We start from the raw sequence: 14,023 nt of genomic DNA, 5'->3' as shown, positions 1-14,023 counted from the left end.
TTGCTTAACACACTGGGGTTTCATTAGGAGTTTCACGATGGAAATGCTGAAGTTTGGTAAATTTGCTGCGCTGGCCCTGGCCATGGCCGTAGCTGTAGGTTGCTCCTCGAAGGGCGGTGACAACGCAGGCGAAGGCGCTGCTGTAGATCCTAACGCTGGCTACGGTGCCAACACTGGCGCTGTTGACGGCTCCCTGAGCGAAGAAGCCGCCCTGCGCGCAATCACCACCTTCTACTTCGAATACGACAGCTCGGACCTGAAGCCAGAAGCCATGCGCGCTCTGGACGTTCACGCCAAGGACCTGAAAGCCAACGGCAACCGTGTTGTTCTGGAAGGTAACACCGACGAGCGCGGCACCCGCGAGTACAACATGGCTCTGGGTGAGCGTCGTGCGAAAGCCGTTCAGCGCTACCTGGTTCTGCAGGGCGTTTCCCCTGCTCAGCTGGAACTGGTTTCCTACGGCGAAGAGCGTCCAGTTGCTACCGGCAACGACGAGCAGTCCTGGGCTCAAAACCGTCGCGTAGAACTGCGTAAGTAAGTTCTTATGCGTATGTGCCGCCGTGTAGTAACCGTCCTCGCACTCAGCCTGCCGCTTGCGGCCTGGGCTGAGGTCCCTGTAGTAGATGACAACGCAGGCAGCTATCCGCCTGCGGGTTATGGCACGAGCGGCGCCTATGCCGGGTCAGGGGCTTCGGCCCCTGCCTCTGCACAGGGTCAGCTGTTCATGCAGCTGCAACAGATGCAGGATCAGATTTCCCGCCAGCAAGGCATCATCGAAGAGCTGCAAAACGATGTGTCGCGCATGAAGCAGGAAAGCCTGGAGCGTTACCAGGACCTGGACCGTCGCATCAACAGTGGCGCTGCGCCTGCCGCAACCCCTGACAATTCCTCCGGTGGTGGTGCGTCCAATGCCGCCCCCGATGCCGCAGCAGGTGCTGCTGCGCAACAACCGGCCGGCAGTAGCCAGCCCAGCGATCCGGCGAAAGAAAAGCTCTACTATGATGCTGCGTTCGACCTGATCAAACAGAAAGACTTCGACAAGGCCAGTCAGGCGTTCAATGCCTTCCTGCGCAAGTACCCCAACAGCCAGTATGCCGGTAATGCCCAATACTGGTTGGGTGAGGTGAACCTGGCCAAGGGCGACCTGCAAGGCGCCAGCCAGGCCTTTGCCCAGGTCAGCCAGAAGTACCCAAAGCACAGCAAGGTGCCAGATTCGCTGTACAAACTGGCTGATGTCGAGCGCCGTATGGGCCACACCGACAAGGTAAAGGGCATCCTGCAGCAGGTCATCACCCAGTACCCCGGCACCTCTGCCGCTCAACTGGCCCAGCGTGACCTGCAAAGGCTCTAGGCGTTGCCGCTGTACCGCTAGAAAGAAACCCGCGCCAGTCGCGGGTTTTTTCGTTAGAATCACTGCCCTTTTTTCGTAAACACGCTGCTGCGGATAACGCTATGTCGAGTCCGCGACAGTGCCTGACGGAGGCGGACAGCCTGTTTAGCTGTCACGCCCGTGGCGAGCATGCAAGACACATTACGCATCACCGAAGTCTTTTACTCTTTGCAGGGTGAGACGCGAACGGCCGGGCTGCCCACGGTATTTGTGCGCCTCACCGGTTGCCCCCTGCGTTGCCAGTACTGCGACAGTGCCTATGCCTTCAGTGGTGGTACCGTACGCACCCTTGATTCGATCCTTGAGCAAGTGGCCGGCTTCAAGCCGCGCTACGTCTGTGTCACCGGTGGCGAACCACTGGCCCAGCCCAACGCCTTGCCGTTGCTGCAGCGGCTGTGTGACGCCGGTTACGAGGTGTCGCTGGAAACCAGCGGCGCGCTGGATATTGCCGGCACCGACACCCGCGTCAGCCGTGTGGTCGACCTGAAAACCCCAGGCTCCGAAGAGTCGCACCGTAACCGCTACGAGACCATCGAGCAGCTGACACGTAACGACCAGGTCAAGTTCGTCATCTGTTCCCGCGAGGATTATGACTGGGCGGTATCCAAGCTGATCCAGTACAACCTGGCTGAGCGTGCCGGTGAGGTGTTGTTCTCACCCAGCCATCATCAGGTGAACGCCAGTGACCTGGCAGACTGGATCGTTGCTGACAACTTGCCCGTACGCTTCCAGCTGCAGCTGCACAAGCTGCTGTGGAACGACGAGCCCGGACGTTGATTGAGGAGCACGTACACATGACTGAAAAACGCGCAGTAATCCTGTTGTCCGGCGGCCTGGACTCAGCCACCGTGGTTGCCATGGCCAAAGCCGAGGGCTACAGCTGCTACACCATGAGCTTTGACTACGGCCAGCGTCATCGTGCCGAGCTGAACGCCGCTGCCCGCGTGGCCCGCGACCTGGGCGTGGTCGAGCACAAGGTGATTGGGCTGAACCTCGACGGCATCGGCGGTTCGGCATTGACCGACAGCAGCATCGACGTGCCGGAAGCGCCGGGTGAAGGCATTCCGGTCACTTACGTGCCGGCGCGCAATACTGTGTTCCTTTCGCTGGCCCTGGGTTGGGCAGAAGTGCTGGAAGCGCGCGACATCTTCATTGGCGTCAATGCCGTGGATTACTCCGGCTACCCGGATTGCCGGCCCGAGTTCGTCGAGGCCTTCGAGCGCATGGCCAACCTGGCGACCAAGGCTGGCGTAGAAGGGCAGGGCTTCCGCATCCAGGCGCCGTTGCAGAACATGAGCAAGGCTCAGATCGTGCAGGCTGGTATGGCCCGTGGTGTGGACTACAGCCTGACCGTTTCCTGCTACCAGGCCGACGATGACGGCCGCGCCTGTGGCAAATGCGACAGCTGCCGCCTGCGCGCCGATGGCTTCAAGGCAGCCGGTATCGAAGACCCGACGCGGTATTTTTGAACAAAGTTTGATGGGGTATTGATTTCCCGTTAGAAATCAGTATTATACGCGCCATCCAACGGGTCGTTAGCTCAGTTGGTAGAGCAGTTGGCTTTTAACCAATTGGTCGTAGGTTCGAATCCTACACGACCCACCATACTCAGTACGTCAAAGCCCGCAATCAGAAATGGTCGCGGGCTTTTTCGTTTTTGGAATGCTGGGGCGCAAAGCGCCTCGATTTACTCGGCCCACTCAGGATCCCCGGTAAATACCACCGTCAGCCAACGGTCCGGCCCTTCGCCGCCTACCGCGTCGCCAATCTCGTTGCGCCAGGCATCCCATTCATCGATGGTCTTCGCCGCCATGGTTTTGGGCACGATGAAATACAGCTCAATCTCCCTCGAGCGCCCGACCTTGGCGACATAGGCGCGGTAAGACTGCAGGCCGTGGCGGGCGACGAAGGCCTTGGCCACTTCATCCACGTGCAGTTTGAGGTCGCCGGGGGTGACCAGGAAGATTTCAGACAGCGCCTGACGCACCACCGACATCGGCAACGGCACGATCACCAGGCACACCAGCGCCAGCACCGCCGGGTCGATGTACGGTGATACCCATTCAAGCGAAGTGCCCTGCACGGCATAGCCAAAGCAGAAGGCGATCAGTAGTGCGGCAGTGATGCTGGCCGACATCACCCAGCCCTTGACGTCCATGCGTACGAAGTCTGACTTCAGTTTGCGGTTGGCGCGGGCCTCGACGACGGCGATGGTCACGCAGGTGATCACCGTCAGCATTGCGTAGACCATGGCAATGCCGAACTCCAGGTGGCGCCCGCCTTGCAGCAGGCTGCTGACGGCGTTGATCAGCGCGTAGATGGCCACGCCGCCGAGCAGGATGCCGTTGAGCGCCAGTACCATTGGCTCCAGGTGCCAGAAACCCATGGTGAAGCGTTCGCGCAGCTTGCGCGACATCTGCACGCTGGTGGTGTGCGAAGTGATCAGCTTGACCACCACCAGCGACAGCCCGCTCATGCTGGCATCCACCAACGAGTAGACGCCGTCGAAGATGATGGAGAACGAGCCAGAGGCCAGGCCGAAGGTGATGCCGATGGTGGCGATGAACAGGGTGGCGGCGATCGAGGTGCGTAAAAGCCCTTGTTCGCTGGTGATGTCGAAGAAAGTGGATCGGGTTGCGGTTTGCATGAATAGTGCTCAGTAAAAACGATGATGCTGTGGTGTCTGTACCGGCCTCTTCGCGGGCAAGCCCGCTCCTACAGGGGCTGGCGCCGCCTACAAGAGCAGTGCAAATCCCGTGTAGGAGCGGGTTTACCCGCGAAGAGGCCCTCACAGGCTAGACGCGAAACTGCTCCATTAGCGCTTGCTGCTGGTTGGCCAGCCGGTTCAGGGCTTGGCTGATGCGTGCTGATTCATCGGCCTGCCCGGCCAGTGATTCTGTCACGTCTCGAATGCCGGCCACGTTACGGTTCACTTCCTCGGCCACCGCGCTCTGCTCTTCCGCCGCCGAGGCAATCTGCAGGTTCATGTCGCTGATGACCGCCACCGCCTCGCCAATGCGCTGCAGTGCTGGCAATGCCTGCTCCATGCGTGCGGCGCTGTCCTGGGCCTGGCGTTGGCCTGCATGCATGGCCCCGACCACGTCCTGTGTACCCTGTTGAAGGCCTTCGATGACCTGGCGAATTTCCTCCACCGAGACCTGCGTGCGCTGGGCCAGGCCGCGGACCTCATCGGCAACCACGGCGAAGCCACGCCCGGCTTCGCCTGCGCGGGCCGCTTCGATGGCGGCATTCAGTGCCAGCAGGTTGGTTTGCTCGGCAATGGTGCGGATCACTTCAAGCACCGAGCCGATTTGCCCGCTGCGGTCTTCCAGTGCGCGCGCCTCGTCCATGGCAGTGTTCATGCCTGCGGCCAGGCGGTCGATGCCCTGGCGCGTGCTGTCCACCAGTTGCAAGCCTTCCTGGCTGGCCTGATCCGCAGCACGTGCGGCCTGGGCCGCCTGCGAGGCGTTGTGGGCGACATCCAGGGCTGTAGCGCTCATTTCGTTGGCCGCTGTGGCCACCTGTTCGATTTCGCGGTGCTGTTGCTGCATGCCGTTGCTGGTCTGGCTGGCAATGGCGGCCGATTGGTCGGCGGTGTCGCGTGCCTCCTGCAGCGACCCTTTGACCTGGGCAATAGTCGGTTGCAACTTGTCGAGGAAGCGGTTGAACCAGCTGGTGAGCTGGCCCAGTTCATCCTGGCGGGCGTAGTCCAGGCGGCGAGTAAGGTCGCCCTCGCCACTGGCAATGTCTTCCAGGCGTGCAGCCACGGCCAGGATTGGCCGGCTAACGCCGCGCGCGGTCAGCCATACCAGCAGCAAGCCGGCGATTGCCGTGCCAAGGCCTATCAGCAGGCTGATGCGGTTGGCGTTCTGGTTATGGGCATCAAGGCGCTGGTTGAGGGCTACGGCAGGGGCCTGCAGCACGCTTTCCGGCAACTCCAGCAATACCTGCCACGGGGCTGTGTCAGGGATGGGCATGAAGGGGTGGGCCACGCGCAGCAGCCCGTCGGCTACCGCCTTGTCCATGGGCTTGCCGAGTGCGCTGTCGTCGCGACTGTTGCCGGCCAGCAGGCCGGCGGCGGTGGCGATGCTCACCTGGCCCTGGCCGTCGAACAGATCGCGGCGGCCGTCCACACTCAGTTGCTGCAGGTTGGCCAGGCCGATGTCAATGCCGACCACGCCGATGACCTTGCCGTGTTCCAGCAATGGTAGGGCGATGCTGGTCATCAGCACCTGGCGTCCGTTGACCTCGTCGAGGTACGGCTCGAGCATGCAGGTTCTGGCGGTGTCCTGCGGGCAGGTCAGCCAGCGGTTCTTCGCCGCGCCGTTGCTGCCAATGCTGTTGTCACCGAGCATCGTTTCCGGCATGGCTTCAAGTTCCAGGGTGCCGGGGCTGGGTTGTGACCAGTACAGCGAGAAACGCCCGCTCTCATTGCTGCCCACGGCGTCCTGGCCGAGGTACTGGCTGTCCTGCTGGTCCAGGGCATTGGGCTGGAACACCAGGTACAGACCGATCACATCCGGATTGCCGGCCAGGCTGGCACGCGCCTGGCGGGTCAGTTCGGCGCGCAGGTCGCTACCACCACGGGCCTTCAGCACTTGCACCAGGCGGGCAAACCCATTGCCGTACTGGTAGGCGTCCATGAAGTAGCGCTGGATACGCAAGGCCTGGGTTTCGGCTTGGGCCTGCAGGCGCTGGCGGGCGCTGTTTTCAAGCATGGCAGTGTTGGCCTGGTTGACCAGGGCAGCGCTGCGATGCGCCTGGGTCAGCGAGGTGGCTACCAGCAAGGCGACAATGGCCAGCAGGCACAGCCCGGCGAGCAGGGTGATCTTCCATTGGATGGAGAGGCGACGCAGCGGCATGAGGGCTTTCCTTATCGGTCAAGTACAACGCCCGCGGTCAGGCGCGGGCGTTGTGGGCAGCAGGGTTCATTCGGCGACATAGTTGGGTGGTGCCGAGCGGAAGGCTTTGGTCAGCCAGCCCAGGTAGACCAGCCCGAGCGCAGCCCAGATGCCGCCAAACATCAGCGAATGTGCGTTCAGGTCCAGCCATAGCGAGACGATGATGCAGAAGCCGATGGTAGGCAGTACCAGGTACTTCAACTGGTTGGACAGGCCTTTGCGATTGCCTTCACGCAGGTAGCAGTGGTTGATCACCGACAGGTTGACGAAGCTGAACGCGACCAGGGCGCCGAAGTTGATGATCGAGGTGGCAGTCACCAGGTCGAAGAAGATCGCCGACAGCGAAATGACGCCGACCACGGCAATGTTCAGCACGGGTGTCTTGTAGCGCGAATGCAGGCGGGCGAAGACCCTGGCCGGGATCACGTTGTCACGGCCCATTACATACAGCAGGCGCGACACGCTGGTTTGCGAGGCCAGGCCCGAGGCGATGGTGTTGATTACGGTGCAGGCGATGAAGATTGACTGGAATAGCTTGCCGCCAACGTACAGGGCAATTTCGGGCAGGGCCGCTTCCTGGTCGTGGAAACGGGCCATGGTCGGGAAGTAGGCCTGGATGAAATACGACACAGTGATGAACACCACGCCACCGATCAATGCGGTGAGGAAGATCGCCCGGGGGATGGTCTTGGCCGGATCGCGAGTTTCCTCGGACAGGCAGGTGACCGCGTCAAAGCCCAGGAACGAGAAGCACAGGATGGTCGCACCGGCGGCCAGGGCGCTGAACTGGGTCTGGCTGTCGGCGAACGGTATCAGGCTCCAGGTGGTACCCAGCCCTTCACCATGGTCCAGGCCGCGCACGCACAGGTAAATGAATACGGCGATGATCGCCACCTGCACACCCACGAACAGCAGGTTGAAGTGTGCCACCAGGTTCACGCTGCGCATGTTGATCAGGCTGATCAGGGTGACGAAGCCGGCCACCCACATCCACTCCGGCACTTCCGGGAACATGGCTGAAAGGTAAAGCTTGGCCAGTAGTGCGTTGACCATAGGCAGCAGCAGGTAGTCCAGTAGCGAAGACCAGCCCACCAGGAAGCCCACGTGCGGGTTGATTGCGCGTTGGGTGTAGGTGTAGGCCGAGCCCGACTGCGGAAAGCGCTTTACCAGGGTGCCGTAACTCACGGCGGTGAACAGGATGCCGGCCAGCGCCAGAATGTAGGCGCTGGGTACGTGGCCGGCGGTAATCCCGCTGACGATGCCGAAGGTGTCGAACACGGTCATCGGGGTCAGGTAGGCCAGGCCGATGATGATCACGTGCCAGAGGCGCAGGGTTTTGCGGAGTTGGCCGTGGCCGGAAGCGCTCTGGTCAGGCTGCATGCTGGCATGGCTCCTGCTGCTGGGCGTAAACGACGGGCACGGTGTATTGCGCATGCGGCAAGGGCGAGCGGATGGGCTCCATATTGTTCACCTTTTATGTTGGAGCGGCGGGAGGCGCGGGGGAGCGCGCAGAGTGGTGAAAATAAAAAACGATGGGTAGGTGGGTGTCAAGTTAAACATGACAAGATGTTGCTAAATTGAAATATTTATCGATTAAATACGGGTTTTGTTCGGTTTTTGCGCGTTTATTTGCGATTATGATCAACTGGCGTGTTCGTAAAAATTAACGAATCCTTTGCTTGCTTGCCTCGGTGTCAGACGTGTCCGAAAAATGGCATTTCTCGACCTGGGCCAGCGCTCGGTCCAATCGGGGGTGGTACTCTTCGTTTTCTGCGTGGCCTCTGGCCGCCTTCGAAGCCCTTACGGACAGCAATCGGTTCTATTCATGAAGAAATCAGTTGGCATCCTTTCCGGCCTGGCTATCGCCATTGCCGTCGCAACTACCGCAGGCGCCTGGTACACCGGCAAGCAGCTGCCTGCAGAGCTGGACAACGCCCTTGCACGCAGCAACGCCGAACTCAGAAAGGCCCTGGTCAGTACCGGTGGTAGCATGAGCATCGAGCGTGTGTCGCTGGAGCAGCATCTCTTCAGCAGTACTGCCCAGTACCGGCTCAAGGCTCGCGACATCAACGTGGGTGAGGGCGAAGTGATCAATTTTGACGTGGGCGTGACCGACCAGATCGAGCACGGCCCGTTTCCCTGGTCCAGGGTCAGGGCGCTGAAGCTGATGCCGGTAATGGCGGTCAGCAACAGCACGCTGCAGAAGGATGAGGCCGTCGCGCCATGGTTCGCCGCTGCGGGTGAAAAGGCCCCGATCAGTGCGCAGACCAGCCTGGGTTACAGCGGCAGTGTGGTCAGCCAGGTTCAGCTGGCGCCGCTCAAGTTGGATGAAGCGGATGGCAACAGCCTGGACTTCTCGGGCATGCAGTTCGAAGTCAGCGGGGACAAGGAGGGCAAGGCCTCGACGTTCCACGGCCAGGCCGACAGTCTCGTGATTAAAAGGGTGCAAGACGACCAGCCGCCGGCCACGTTCGAGCTCAAAGGGCTGAAGTTTGGCGGTAACCTCGCAGCCACCGCGCACGATGCCATCTATGTGGGTAACGTCGATCTGGCGTTGGCTGAAACCAAGGTCACACTTGGGCCCAGACAGCAGGTGCTGCTGATCAAGGGGCTGGAGCAGAAGGCCTTGCAAACCCTCGAGGGCGCGGACACCGTGGGTGGCCGCGCGGAGTACAAAGTCGGCGACATCAGCTGGGATGGCCGCGCGGTAGGCAAGGCGCAGATGGCGGTGAGCGTGACGTCTGTCAACGCCCCGGCGCTGCAGGCATTGTCGAAGTGGTACCAGTCGCACTTGCCGGAGTTCGAGGCCGCCAGTGCTGCTGGCCAGCCGGTGCCGCAGATCCAGATGGACGATGCCGAAAAGGCCCGCTTCCAGGGTGACTTGCAGAAATTGCTGGCCGCCAAGCCCAAGCTGGCGGTGGAAAACCTGTCGTTCAAGACCGCCAATGGCGAGAGCCGCTTCAACCTGTCGATGGACCTTGCCGCGCCGACCAGCTTCGACCTGCCGCCGGACCAGTTGAGCAAGCAGATCATCACTGAGGTGAAAGGCAAGCTGTCGCTGTCCAAGCCGATGATCGGTGACCTGGCGACCTTGCAGGCATTGCTGGATGGCCAGACCGACACCCAAGCGATAGCCATGCAGTCGAGTCAGGCGGGGGAGATGGTCGGCATGATGGCGTTGCAGAGCGGCATGGCTACCGTGCAGGGCGATGATGTGGTCAGCAGCCTGCACTATGCCGATGGCATGGTCGAGTTCAATGGCAGAAAAATGACCGTGGAAGAATTTGCCATGTTCATGGCGGCGCATCTGGCGGCCCTGTCGCCGCAGGGGTGATGGTTTCTCCTGTTGCGGCCTCTTCGCGGGTGAACCCGCTCCTACAAGGATTTCACAGTGTAGGAGCGGGTTTACCCGCGAAGAGGCCAGTACAGGCAACACAAAAACCACTTTAGTAATCGCTGGATTGTCTGTAGCCTTCGGCCTCCGATAATAATCCGCGCCCGCAGAGGGCCGTGGCGGTCAGTGTGCCGTCCGGCACCCTTAGCCGATCTGCCAGGGCCGGGTGATACACTCGATTTGACGCGCAAGCGCGCCTGCAGGTCCAGCGATCATGACCCAGATTTCCGAACGCCTTTTGGTTCAGGCCCACCTCGACGCCAAGCAGCCCAACCCGCTGACAGCCGAGCAGGAGGTCGAATACCGTGCGGCCATCGCTGCCGAGCTCAAAGCCCAGAATGCGGTGCTGGTTGCCCACTATTACTGCGACCCGGTCATCCAGGCACTGGCTGAAGAAACCGGCGGCTGTGTATCCGACTCTTTGGAAATGGCCCGTTTCGGCAAGAACCACCCGGCCGAAACGGTCATCGTGGCCGGTGTGCGCTTCATGGGCGAGACGGCAAAAATCCTCACCCCGGAAAAGCGCGTGCTAATGCCGACCCTGGAGGCCACCTGCTCGCTCGACCTGGGCTGCCCGGTAGAAGAGTTCTCGGCCTTCTGCGACCAGCACCCTGAGCGCACCGTGGTGGTCTACGCCAACACGTCCGCAGCGGTGAAGGCACGCGCCGACTGGGTAGTGACCTCGAGCTGCGCGCTGGAAATTGTCGAAAGCCTGATGGACAACGGCGAAACCATCATCTGGGGCCCGGACCAGCACCTGGGCCGTTACATCCAGAAGCAAACCGGTGCCGACATGCTGCTGTGGGACGGTGCCTGCATCGTTCACGAGGAGTTCAAGTCGCGCCAATTGGCCGACATGAAGGCGCTGTACCCGGATGCTGCGATCCTGGTGCACCCCGAGTCGCCGGAAGCGGTGATCGAGTTGGCCGACGCGGTGGGCTCCACCAGCCAGCTGATCAAGGCTGCCCAGACCCTGCCGAACAAAACCTTCATCGTCGCCACCGACCGCGGCATCTTCTACAAGATGCAGCAGCTGTGCCCGGACAAGGAATTCGTCGAAGCCCCCACCGCCGGCAACGGCGCGGCATGCCGCAGTTGCGCGCACTGCCCGTGGATGGCGATGAACACCCTGGAGCGGGTGCTGGATTGCCTGCGTAACGGCACCAACGAGATTTTCGTTGACCCGGCGCTGGTGCCCAAGGCGATCAAGCCGCTTAATCGCATGCTGGACTTTACCCAGGCGGCGCGGCTGAAGCTGTCTGGTAATGCCTGACGCCAGACCGCGTCATACTCTTCGCGGGCTCGCCCGCTCCCACAGATATTGCACCGTTTACCAAGGCGCTGGAGTACCTGTGGGAGCGGGCTTGCCCGCGAATCGCCTTCAGCGCCCCATCATTTCCTGAACCATGCGCCGCTGCTCCATGATCTCGCGCTGGCGCTGGTCAATCTGTGAGGCCAGCGGGAAGTTACCGCCTGCCCGACGCTTGGCGTAATCCAGCTGCTGGATTGCCTGGTCAAAGTCGCCGACCAGCGTGAAGTACTCGGCCCGCGCCCGGTGCAAGCCAATGGTATTGCCCGACAAGCCACGCACCTCGGCCATGTCGTACCACACATCCGGGTCATCCGGGCGGCTCTTGACCAGCTCGTTCAACACCTTCTCGGCCTCGGCCGGCTTGTTCTGTTTCACCAGCAGGTCGGCACGCACCTGTTTCAACGGGTAGTTGCCCGGGTACAGCCCCTGCATCCGCTCGGCCCGCTGCTGGGCGTCGGCCAGGCGGTTGTTGGTGATGTCCAGGTCGATCTGTGCCAGGTTGTAGGTGATGTCGTTGGGCGCCTTGGCCAGCAGCGGCTTGAGCATTTCACGCGCCTCGTTCAATCGCCCACCCTTGATCTGCGCCAAGGCCAGGCCATAACGTGCAGCGTCCAGCTTTGGGTCTTCGTCCAGTTGGGCACGGAAGCGTTTGGCGGCAAGCCCCGGTGTGCCCTCGTAGATCAGTGCCACCCGGGCGCGGATCAGTTGGTAGCGCATGCTGTCTTCAATGCCACCCTTGGGCGCCTGGTCGGCGCGGTTACGGGTGTCGGCAATACGTGATTCGGTCACCGGGTGGGTCAGCAGGAATTCCGGCGGTTTGGCGTCATACCGGTACTGGCGTGCCAGGCGCTCGAACATGGTCGGCATGTTGCGCGGGTCGTAGCCGGCCTTTTCCAGGTTCTGGATACCAATGCGGTCGGCTTCCTGTTCGTTCTGGCGCGAGAAGCGCCGCTGTTCCTGAATGGCTGCTGCCTGGGTGCCGGCAATCATGCCGATGCCCGCATCGCCGGCGCCACCTGCGGCCAGCACGATGCCGGCCAGCAGCGCCGCCATCATCGGCAACTGCATGCGCTGCTGGGCCTCAACGCCACGCGCGAAGTGGCGTTGCGACAAGTGCGCCAGTTCGTGGGCCAGTACCGAGGCATATTCGCCCTCGGTCTGGGCGTTGAGGAACAGACCGCCGTTGACCCCGACAATACCACCCGGGGCGGCGAAGGCGTTGAGCTCGCGGCTGTCGATCAGGATGAACTCCAGGCGCCGGTCCTGCAGTTGGCTGGTTTCGGCCAGCTTGTAAACGCTGGTTTCGACGTAGTCCTTGAGCTGAGGGTCGTTGAGCTGATTGACCTGGCCGCGCAGCAGGCTGAGCCAGGCACGGCCCAGTTGGTGCTCCTGTTGCGGCGAGACGATCGCAGAACTGGCATCACCCAGTGATGGCAGGTCGTCAGCATGGCCGGGAAGGGCCATCAGGCAGGCCAGCGTCAGCAGGGTAGGGCGCAGTAGATTCATGCATGAAGCTCGCGTCGGATCAAAGATACCTACTGTAGCGGGCTCACACGTTGACGACCAGTGGCGCTATCCTAGCCAGCCATGCCAGGAAGCAGCCTGGCGATGCCTTTGGAGACCCTGCGATGAGTAACACCCTGACCTGCGACGCCGAACTGGACGCCAGCGGGCTGAATTGCCCTTTGCCACTGCTCAAGGCCAAGATGGAGCTCAATCGCCTGGCCAGTGGTGCGGTGCTCAAGGTCATCGCCACTGACGCAGGCTCGCAGCGCGACTTCCGCACTTTCGCCCAGTTGGCCGGTCATACCCTGCTGCATGAAACGGCCGAGGCCGGTACCTACACTTACTGGCTGCGCAAGGCCTGAGTCTTTTCCAAGGATCGTCAATGTTCAAAGTCTTTCGCGACTGGGTGCAGCGCTACTTCTCCGATGAGGAAGCGGTGGTGCTGGCGGTCCTGTTGTTCCTGGCATTTACCGCAGTGCTCACCCTGGGCGGCATGCTCGCGCCGGTGCTGGCGGGCATGGTGCTGGCGTTTCTGATGCAGGGGCTGGTCAACGCCCTGGAGCGCGTGCGGGTACCGACACGGCTGGCAGTGATGCTGGTGTTCGCCCTGTTCATGGGGGCGCTGGCGGTGTTCATGCTGGTGCTGGTGCCGCTGCTGTGGCACCAGCTGATTACGCTGTTCAACGAGCTGCCGGGGATGCTCGGCAAGTGGCAGTCGTTGTTGTTGCTGCTGCCGGAGCGGTATCCGCACCTGGTGTCGGACGAGCAGGTGTTGCACGCCATCGAGTCGGTGCGCGGTGAAATTGGCAAGTTTGGTCAATGGGCGCTGACCTTCTCGCTGTCCAGCCTGCCACTGCTGGTCAATGCCATGATCTATCTGGTGCTGGTGCCGATTCTGGTGTTCTTCTTCCTGAAGGATCGCGAACTCATTGGCCGCTGGGTCAGCGGCTACCTGCCGCGCCAGCGCACCTTGCTGAGCCGGGTGGGCAGCGAGATGAACCGGCAGATCGCCAACTACATCCGCGGCAAGGGCATCGAGATCTTGATCTGCGGCATTGCCACTTACATTGCCTTCATCAGCCTGGGGCTCAATTACGCAGCGCTACTGGCCTTGCTGGTGGGGCTGTCGGTGGTGGTGCCCTACGTGGGCGCGGTGGTCGTGACTGTGCCGGTCACCTTGATTGCGCTGTTCCAGTGGGGCTGGGGCGACCAGTTCATCTACCTGATGACGGTGTACGCGATCATCCAGGCGCTGGATGGTAATGTGCTGGTGCCGCTGCTGTTCTCCGAAGCGGTGAGCCTGCACCCGGTGGCGATTATTTGCGCGGTGCTGCTGTTTGGCGGGCTATGGGGGTTCTGGGGGATTTTCTTCGCCATCCCGCTGGCGACGCTGATCAAGGCCGTGCTGGATGCGTGGCCCAAGCAGGAGCCTAGCGTTTCACCGATGCTTTGAATGTAATTGGGGCCGCTCTGCGGCCCTTCGCGGGCATGCCCGCTCCCACTGGGCCCTGCACAATTCC

Annotated in this window: 12 protein-coding genes, 1 tRNA gene and 1 pseudogene; 9 read left to right on the top strand and 5 right to left on the bottom strand. The window is 61.7% G+C overall.

Annotated elements, in window-relative coordinates:
* The first annotated feature begins 37 nt into the window (after nucleotides 1-37).
* From pal to ACF8EF_RS16105, 5 genes are all read left to right on the top strand, one after another.
* Nucleotides 38-538 carry a peptidoglycan-associated lipoprotein Pal gene (gene pal, locus ACF8EF_RS16125; RefSeq protein ID WP_003254755.1) on the top strand — a complete coding sequence of 167 codons (501 nt, stop codon included), beginning with the start codon at nucleotides 38-40 and terminating at the stop codon, nucleotides 536-538.
* A gap of 6 nt (nucleotides 539-544) precedes the next feature.
* Nucleotides 545-1,351 carry a tol-pal system protein YbgF gene (gene ybgF, locus ACF8EF_RS16120; RefSeq protein WP_176685098.1) on the top strand — a complete coding sequence of 269 codons (807 nt, stop codon included), beginning with the start codon at nucleotides 545-547 and terminating at the stop codon, nucleotides 1,349-1,351.
* Between the two features lie 168 nt (nucleotides 1,352-1,519).
* A complete protein-coding gene (gene queE, locus ACF8EF_RS16115; RefSeq protein WP_392529205.1) occupies nucleotides 1,520-2,167 on the top strand; it encodes a 7-carboxy-7-deazaguanine synthase QueE in 648 nt (215 codons plus the stop codon).
* Nucleotides 2,167-2,859, top strand: a complete 693-nt coding sequence (queC, locus tag ACF8EF_RS16110) for a 7-cyano-7-deazaguanine synthase QueC (protein WP_076403786.1) — start codon at nucleotides 2,167-2,169, stop codon at nucleotides 2,857-2,859. The genes queE and queC overlap by 1 nt, the downstream gene beginning before the upstream one ends.
* Nucleotides 2,860-2,919: 60 nt before the next feature.
* Nucleotides 2,920-2,995, top strand: a tRNA-Lys gene (locus tag ACF8EF_RS16105).
* Between the two features lie 82 nt (nucleotides 2,996-3,077).
* Here ACF8EF_RS16105 and ACF8EF_RS16100 read toward each other — a convergent pair.
* The 4 genes and pseudogenes from ACF8EF_RS16100 to ACF8EF_RS16085 form a co-directional block, all read right to left on the bottom strand.
* A complete protein-coding gene (locus ACF8EF_RS16100; protein ID WP_392461642.1) occupies nucleotides 3,078-4,037 on the bottom strand; it encodes a cation diffusion facilitator family transporter in 960 nt (319 codons plus the stop codon).
* A 148-nt stretch (nucleotides 4,038-4,185) separates the two neighbouring features.
* Nucleotides 4,186-4,941 carry a methyl-accepting chemotaxis protein gene (locus ACF8EF_RS16095; protein WP_370688784.1) on the bottom strand — a complete coding sequence of 252 codons (756 nt, stop codon included), beginning with the start codon at nucleotides 4,939-4,941 and terminating at the stop codon, nucleotides 4,186-4,188.
* Between the two features lie 102 nt (nucleotides 4,942-5,043).
* Nucleotides 5,044-6,033 (bottom strand): annotated as a pseudogene (locus tag ACF8EF_RS16090) (HAMP domain-containing protein); the annotation flags it as partial.
* A 285-nt stretch (nucleotides 6,034-6,318) separates the two neighbouring features.
* Nucleotides 6,319-7,671 carry an APC family permease gene (locus tag ACF8EF_RS16085; RefSeq protein WP_392461640.1) on the bottom strand — a complete coding sequence of 451 codons (1,353 nt, stop codon included), beginning with the start codon at nucleotides 7,669-7,671 and terminating at the stop codon, nucleotides 6,319-6,321.
* A 445-nt stretch (nucleotides 7,672-8,116) separates the two neighbouring features.
* Here ACF8EF_RS16085 and ACF8EF_RS16080 point away from each other — a divergent pair, with 445 nt between their 5' ends.
* A complete protein-coding gene (locus tag ACF8EF_RS16080) occupies nucleotides 8,117-9,625 on the top strand; it encodes a YdgA family protein (RefSeq protein WP_392461638.1) in 1,509 nt (502 codons plus the stop codon).
* A 274-nt stretch (nucleotides 9,626-9,899) separates the two neighbouring features.
* The gene (gene nadA, locus ACF8EF_RS16075) at nucleotides 9,900-10,958 is read left to right on the top strand and encodes a quinolinate synthase NadA (RefSeq protein ID WP_392461636.1); all 1,059 of its coding nucleotides are present in this window, start codon (nucleotides 9,900-9,902) and stop codon (nucleotides 10,956-10,958) included.
* Between the two features lie 108 nt (nucleotides 10,959-11,066).
* On the opposite strand, the gene ACF8EF_RS16070 is transcribed toward nadA, so the two are convergent.
* Nucleotides 11,067-12,503 carry a M48 family metalloprotease gene (locus ACF8EF_RS16070; RefSeq protein WP_209967580.1) on the bottom strand — a complete coding sequence of 479 codons (1,437 nt, stop codon included), beginning with the start codon at nucleotides 12,501-12,503 and terminating at the stop codon, nucleotides 11,067-11,069.
* 122 nt (nucleotides 12,504-12,625) lie between these two features.
* Between ACF8EF_RS16070 and ACF8EF_RS16065 the strand changes: the two genes are divergently transcribed.
* Together ACF8EF_RS16065 and ACF8EF_RS16060 are read left to right on the top strand one after the other, a co-directional pair.
* Nucleotides 12,626-12,865, top strand: coding sequence for a sulfurtransferase TusA family protein (locus ACF8EF_RS16065; RefSeq protein WP_021783344.1), 240 nt, complete (start codon nucleotides 12,626-12,628; stop codon nucleotides 12,863-12,865).
* 20 nt (nucleotides 12,866-12,885) lie between these two features.
* Complete coding sequence (locus ACF8EF_RS16060; RefSeq protein ID WP_021783345.1) at nucleotides 12,886-13,956, top strand: AI-2E family transporter; 1,071 nt, start codon at nucleotides 12,886-12,888, stop codon at nucleotides 13,954-13,956.
* Nucleotides 13,957-14,023: the final 67 nt, after the last annotated feature.

Source organism: Pseudomonas sp. zjy_15 (assembly GCF_043101865.1).
Classification (GTDB): Bacteria; Pseudomonadota; Gammaproteobacteria; order Pseudomonadales; family Pseudomonadaceae; genus Aquipseudomonas; species Aquipseudomonas putida_Y.
Note: the sequence above shows the minus strand (reverse complement) of the source record. Positions and strands in the feature narration are given on the sequence as shown.

Excerpts from the sequence above, each read along its gene's own strand:
- pal (WP_003254755.1), top strand. The coding sequence starts at position 38 with ATGGAAATGCTGAAGTTTGGTAAATTTGCTGCGCTGGCCCTGGCCATG.
- ybgF (WP_176685098.1), top strand. The coding sequence starts at position 545 with ATGCGTATGTGCCGCCGTGTAGTAACCGTCCTCGCACTCAGCCTGCCG.
- queE (WP_392529205.1), top strand. The coding sequence starts at position 1,520 with ATGCAAGACACATTACGCATCACCGAAGTCTTTTACTCTTTGCAGGGT.
- ACF8EF_RS16100 (WP_392461642.1), bottom strand. The coding sequence starts at position 4,037 with ATGCAAACCGCAACCCGATCCACTTTCTTCGACATCACCAGCGAACAA.
- ACF8EF_RS16095 (WP_370688784.1), bottom strand. The coding sequence starts at position 4,941 with ATGCAGCAACAGCACCGCGAAATCGAACAGGTGGCCACAGCGGCCAAC.
- ACF8EF_RS16085 (WP_392461640.1), bottom strand. The coding sequence starts at position 7,671 with ATGCAGCCTGACCAGAGCGCTTCCGGCCACGGCCAACTCCGCAAAACC.
- ACF8EF_RS16080 (WP_392461638.1), top strand. The coding sequence starts at position 8,117 with ATGAAGAAATCAGTTGGCATCCTTTCCGGCCTGGCTATCGCCATTGCC.
- nadA (WP_392461636.1), top strand. The coding sequence starts at position 9,900 with ATGACCCAGATTTCCGAACGCCTTTTGGTTCAGGCCCACCTCGACGCC.
- ACF8EF_RS16070 (WP_209967580.1), bottom strand. The coding sequence starts at position 12,503 with ATGAATCTACTGCGCCCTACCCTGCTGACGCTGGCCTGCCTGATGGCC.
- ACF8EF_RS16065 (WP_021783344.1), top strand. The coding sequence starts at position 12,626 with ATGAGTAACACCCTGACCTGCGACGCCGAACTGGACGCCAGCGGGCTG.
- ACF8EF_RS16060 (WP_021783345.1), top strand. The coding sequence starts at position 12,886 with ATGTTCAAAGTCTTTCGCGACTGGGTGCAGCGCTACTTCTCCGATGAG.